The 4,707-nt window shown below is 68.0% G+C and carries 6 protein-coding genes and 2 tRNA genes; 7 read left to right on the forward strand and 1 reads right to left on the reverse strand.

Annotated elements, in window-relative coordinates; genetic code table 11:
- Positions 1–17: 17 nt before the first annotated feature.
- Positions 18–674 carry a response regulator transcription factor gene (locus ACR9ZG_RS18055; RefSeq protein ID WP_481286229.1) on the forward strand — a complete coding sequence of 219 codons (657 nt, stop codon included), beginning with the start codon at positions 18–20 and terminating at the stop codon, positions 672–674.
- Positions 675–736: 62 nt separating this feature from the next.
- Positions 737–949 carry an antitoxin gene (locus ACR9ZG_RS18060; RefSeq protein WP_481286230.1) on the forward strand — a complete coding sequence of 71 codons (213 nt, stop codon included), beginning with the start codon at positions 737–739 and terminating at the stop codon, positions 947–949.
- A 140-nt stretch (positions 950–1,089) separates the two neighbouring features.
- Here ACR9ZG_RS18060 and ACR9ZG_RS18065 read toward each other — a convergent pair.
- Positions 1,090–1,160: transfer RNA gene (locus ACR9ZG_RS18065), tRNA-Gly, on the reverse strand.
- 98 nt (positions 1,161–1,258) lie between these two features.
- Between ACR9ZG_RS18065 and ACR9ZG_RS18070 the strand changes: the two genes are divergently transcribed.
- The 5 genes from ACR9ZG_RS18070 to ACR9ZG_RS18090 all read left to right on the forward strand — a co-directional run bounded on the left by ACR9ZG_RS18070 (position 1,259) and on the right by ACR9ZG_RS18090 (position 4,666).
- Positions 1,259–1,333 (forward strand) — tRNA-Pro (locus ACR9ZG_RS18070).
- 60 nt (positions 1,334–1,393) lie between these two features.
- Positions 1,394–2,812, forward strand: coding sequence for a trigger factor (gene tig, locus ACR9ZG_RS18075; RefSeq protein WP_481286231.1), 1,419 nt, complete (start codon positions 1,394–1,396; stop codon positions 2,810–2,812).
- A gap of 85 nt (positions 2,813–2,897) precedes the next feature.
- Positions 2,898–3,281 carry a tetratricopeptide repeat protein gene (locus ACR9ZG_RS18080; RefSeq protein WP_481286232.1) on the forward strand — a complete coding sequence of 128 codons (384 nt, stop codon included), beginning with the start codon at positions 2,898–2,900 and terminating at the stop codon, positions 3,279–3,281.
- Positions 3,282–3,371: 90 nt separating this feature from the next.
- Entirely contained in the window at positions 3,372–3,965 is a 594-nt protein-coding gene (locus ACR9ZG_RS18085; RefSeq protein WP_481286233.1) for an ATP-dependent Clp protease proteolytic subunit, read from the forward strand.
- A gap of 32 nt (positions 3,966–3,997) precedes the next feature.
- Positions 3,998–4,666: an ATP-dependent Clp protease proteolytic subunit gene (locus ACR9ZG_RS18090; protein WP_481286234.1), complete on the forward strand. Its 669-nt coding sequence runs from the start codon at positions 3,998–4,000 to the stop codon at positions 4,664–4,666.
- The last annotated feature ends 41 nt before the right edge of the window (positions 4,667–4,707 follow it).

A 4,707-nucleotide genomic window follows, 5' to 3' on the forward strand; every position in this document is an offset into this window, starting at 1 on the left:
GCCCCTAGGCTGGAGGGGTGACGGACTCCCGCCCCCTGCGCCTCGTGGTCGCCGACGACTCGGTCCTGCTCCGCGAGGGTCTCATCCGGCTCTTCGACGAGGCCGGCTTCGACACCGTCGGCGCCTTCGGGGATGCGGACTCCCTGCTGGAGGCGCTGCCCGACCTCGACCCCGATGTCGCCGTCCTCGACGTCCGCATGCCGCCCACCTTCCGCGACGAGGGCGTGCGCGCCGCGCTGCGGTTGCGTGCCGAACACCCGCGCCTAGGTGTGCTCCTGCTCAGTCAGTACGTGGAAGGCACCTACGCGCAGGAGCTTCTCGCGGGCGGTCGTGGCGGCACCGGCTACCTCCTCAAGGACCGCATCGCCTCGCTCGACGAACTCCGGGACGCCATCACCCGCGTCGCCGCCGGCGGTACGGTGCTCGACCCGCAGGTCGTCCGCGAACTGCTCACTCGCCGCACCGACCCTTTGGCCGCGCTGACACCGCGCGAGCGGGAGGTGCTGACCCTGATGGCGGAGGGCCGCACGAACGCCGCCATCGCCTCCCGGCTGTTCATCGGCGTCGGCGCGGTGGAGAAGAACGTGACCTCCATCTTCCTGAAGCTCGGTCTCGAGGACTCCGGCGACGACCACCGCCGGGTGCTGGCGGTGCTGGCCTACCTGCAGCTCTAGCTCTCGGATGCGCCCCGGTGTTGGATGGCGGCGAACCCATCAACGGCACCCGAGGAGGAGACATGGCCGGTTTCGACGACATCACCAAGAAGGCGCAGGAGTTCCTGAACGACGACAAGGTCAAGAACGCCCTGAACTCCGAACAGGCCGAGGACATCAGCGACAAGCTCCTCGACGGCGTCGCCGGCGCCGCGAACAAGGTCACCGGCGGCAAGTACGAGGACAAGATCGACGGGGCGCGGGATGCGGCGGATAAGAAGGTGGGGAACGAGTAGGGTTCGGCGCGACCACCAGCAGCGTCAGAACAGAGGACAGGGACCCGCCTTCGACGAGCAGGCGGTCGCGCTGCGCATGGAACCAGGCAACCAGAGAGCGACGCGAGCGAGTGCCGGTCAAGGGCTGAACGACCGTGAAGAGGGGATGACGGGAATCGAACCCGCGTAATCAGTTTGGAAGACTGAGGCTCTACCATTGAGCTACATCCCCGAGGCGCGTCCTGGCGGACGACCGACGACCATCGTAGTACACGGCGGGGGTCGGCCGGGTGCAGTAGACTCTTCCGTGGTCTTTCGCACCGTCGAAGCCGGGGCGTAGCTCAGCTTGGCTAGAGCGCCCGCTTTGGGAGCGGGAGGTCGCAGGTTCGAATCCTGTCGCCCCGACGAGGACCTCGTTCCTTGCGAGAAGACCATCGTCCGCAGACCCAGGAGAACCCAGACATCGTGAAGACCACGGTCGAGAAGCTCAGCCCCACCCGCGCCAAGCTCACCATCGCGGTGACGCCGGAGGAGCTGAAGCCGTCCATCGCCCACGCGTACGAGCACATCGCCGAGCAGGTGACCATCCCCGGTTTCCGCAAGGGCAAGGTGCCGCCGCCCATCATCGACCAGCGGGTCGGCAAGGCCGCCGTCCTGGAGCACGCGGTCAACGAGGGTCTCGACGGGTTCTACCGCCGTGCCATCGAGGAGAACGACGTGCGTCCCCTCGGCCGCCCCGAGGCCGACATCACCGAGTGGCCGGACGAGAAGGACTTCTCGGGCGACCTGCAGCTGACCATCGAGGTCGACGTGCGCCCGGAGGTCACCCTCCCGTCGTTCGACGACATCACCCTCACCGTCGACGCGGCCGAGGTGGCCGACGGCGACGTGGAGGAGGAGCTCGACCGCCTGCGCAGCCGCTTCGGCACGCTCGTGACCGTCGACCGCCCGGCCAAGACCGGCGACTTCGCGCAGATCGACCTGGTCGCCACCATCGGCGGCGAGGAGGTCGACACCGCCGCGAACATCTCCTACGAGATCGGCTCCGGCGAGCTCATCGAGGGCATCGACGAGGCGCTCGACACGCTGACCGCCGGCGAGACCACCACCTTCGAGGCCCCGCTCATGGGCGGTGACCACGAGGGTGAGAACGCGCAGATCACCGTCACCCTGAACGCCGTGAAGGAGCGCGAGCTCCCGGAGGCCGACGACGAGTTCGCGCAGATCTCGTCCGAGTTCGACACCATCGCCGAGCTGCGCGACAGCCTCCGCACCCAGGTGGAGCGGGCCAAGTCGTTCGGCCAGGGCACCGCGGCGCGCGACCAGCTGGTCGACAAGCTGCTCGAGCTGGTCGAGATCCCCGTCCCGGAGCAGCTCGTCGAGGATGAGGTGCACCGTCACCTCGAGCAGGAGAACCGCCTCGAGGACGACGTGCACCGCGCCGAGGTCAAGGAGTCGAGCGAGAAGACCTTCCGCACGCAGATCCTCCTCGACGAGGTCGCGCAGCAGGAGGACGTGAAGGTCAGCCAGGACGAGCTCACGCAGTACCTCGTGCAGGGTGCCGCGCAGTACGGCATGGACCCGAACGAGTTCGTGAAGATCCTCAGCGAGAACGGCCAGATCCCGTCGATGGTCGGCGAGGTCGCCCGCAATAAGGCGCTCGCGATCATCCTCGGCAAGGTGAAGGTCGTCGACACCGACGGCAAGACCGTCGACCTCAGCGAGTTCGTCGCGGTCCCCGGTGAGGACGAGGCCGGTGACGAGGAGGCTGCTGCCGCCGCGACCGAGGCCGCCGAGGCCGAGGCCCCCGCCGAGGAGGCCGCCGCCGAGGAGAAGCCGAAGAAGAAGTCGACCTCCCGCAAGAAGAAGGCGGACGAGGAGTAAGACGTCCATGACGGGAGGGCCGGGCACCATGAGGTGTCCGGCCCTTCTGCGTATGCGGACCAGGCACCGATGAGAGGGGACCACGATGGCGCACGACCCGATCGCACTGTTCGAGGAGGCGGGGGAGCACGACTCCGCCGGCCGTGAGGAGGAGGCCGAGCCGCTCTACCGGCAGGCGCTGGCAGAAGGCCTTGGCGAGCCCTACCGGTCGCAGGCGGTGATCCAGCTCGCCAGTACGATCCGCAACCTCGGCCGGCAGGACGAGACGCTGGAGCTGCTGCGCGACCTGCTGGCCGAGAATCCCGACCACGAGCTGGCCGACGCGGCGCACGCCTTCGCTGCGCTCGCCCTGTTCGACCAGGGCCTCCACGCGGAGGCGCTGCGCGAGGTGCTCACCGCGCTGGCCCGGCATCTGCCCCGGTATCAGCGCTCGGTGATCGCCTACGCGGCCGAGCTCGAGGACGCGTGATGGCGCGCTCTCTGCCGAGGGCGAACAGCGGCGAAACGGCGCCGGTGCTCCGATAGATTCGATTCCAAGCGACAAGGAAACGGAGCGAACATGGCCGACATGGCTGCCCCCCAGCCCAGTGTTTTCGACAGACTTCTGAGAGACCGCATCATCTGGCTCGGATCCGAGGTGCGTGACGAGAACGCCAACGAGATCGCCGCGAAGCTGCTGCTCCTGGCCGCCGAGGACCCGAAGCGCGACATCTACCTCTACATCAACTCGCCCGGCGGCTCGATCACGGCCGGCATGGCGATCTACGACACCATGCAGTTCGTGCCGAACGACATCGTCACGGTCGGCATCGGCATGGCGGCCTCGATGGGCCAGCTGCTGCTCACCGCCGGCACCAAGGGCAAGCGCTACATCACCCCGAACGCGCGCGTCCTGCTGCACCAGCCGCACGGCGGCTTCGGCGGAACCGCGAGCGACATCCAGACGCAGGCCCAGCTCATCCTCGACATGAAGAAGCGGCTCGCCGAGATCACCGCGAACGCGACCGGCAAGTCCGTCGAGCAGATCAACGCCGACGGCGACCGCGACCGCTGGTTCACCGCGCAGGAGGCGCTCGAGTACGGCTTCGTGGACCACATCCGCGAGTCGGCGCTCGACGTGGCCGGCGGCGGCGGAACCGAGCAGGACAAGTAGAGCCCACCGCCGGAAGGACAAGGACAACCACAATGAACATCCCCATGCTCGGCGGTCAGGCCGCTGGCGGCCTCCAGGCGCCCGGCTCCCGCTACATCCTGCCCAGCTTCGAGGAGCGCACGGCCTACGGCTACAAGCGCCAGGACCCGTACGCGAAGCTGTTCGAGGACCGCATCATCTTCCTCGGCGTGCAGGTCGACGACGCCTCGGCGGACGACATCATGGCCCAGCTGCTCGTGCTCGAGAGCCAGGACCCCGACCGCGACATCGTCATGTACATCAACTCGCCCGGTGGCTCGTTCACCGCGATGACGGCGATCTACGACACGATGCAGTACATCCGCCCGCAGATCCAGACGGTCGTGCTCGGCCAGGCCGCCTCGGCCGCCGCCGTGCTCACCGCCGCCGGCACCCCCGGCAAGCGGCTCGCGCTGCCGAACGCCCGCATCCTCATCCACCAGCCGGCCGTTGGCCAGGCCGGTCAGGGCCAGGCGTCCGACATCGAGATCCAGGCGAACGAGATCATGCGCATGCGCAGCTGGCTGGAGGAGACGCTCGCGAAGCACTCCAACCGCTCGGTCGAGCAGGTCAACAAGGACATCGACCGCGACAAGATCCTGTCCGCTGACGAGGCCCTCGAGTACGGTCTCATCGACCAGGTGCTGACCAGCCGCAAGACGCTGCCCGCGCTCGTCAAGTAGGCATCGGCTCCACGAGAAGGGGCTGTCTCTTATACACATCT

The sequence above is a fragment of the Leifsonia sp. KNZ12-8B genome, assembly GCF_056755495.1.

Bases quoted from the DNA above. Each gene is read 5' to 3' on its own strand.
- ACR9ZG_RS18060 (WP_481286230.1), top strand. From the start codon at position 737: ATGGCCGGTTTCGACGACATCACCAAGAAGGCGCAGGAGTTCCTGAAC.
- ACR9ZG_RS18080 (WP_481286232.1), top strand. From the start codon at position 2,898: ATGGCGCACGACCCGATCGCACTGTTCGAGGAGGCGGGGGAGCACGAC.
- ACR9ZG_RS18085 (WP_481286233.1), top strand. From the start codon at position 3,372: ATGGCCGACATGGCTGCCCCCCAGCCCAGTGTTTTCGACAGACTTCTG.
- ACR9ZG_RS18090 (WP_481286234.1), top strand. From the start codon at position 3,998: ATGAACATCCCCATGCTCGGCGGTCAGGCCGCTGGCGGCCTCCAGGCG.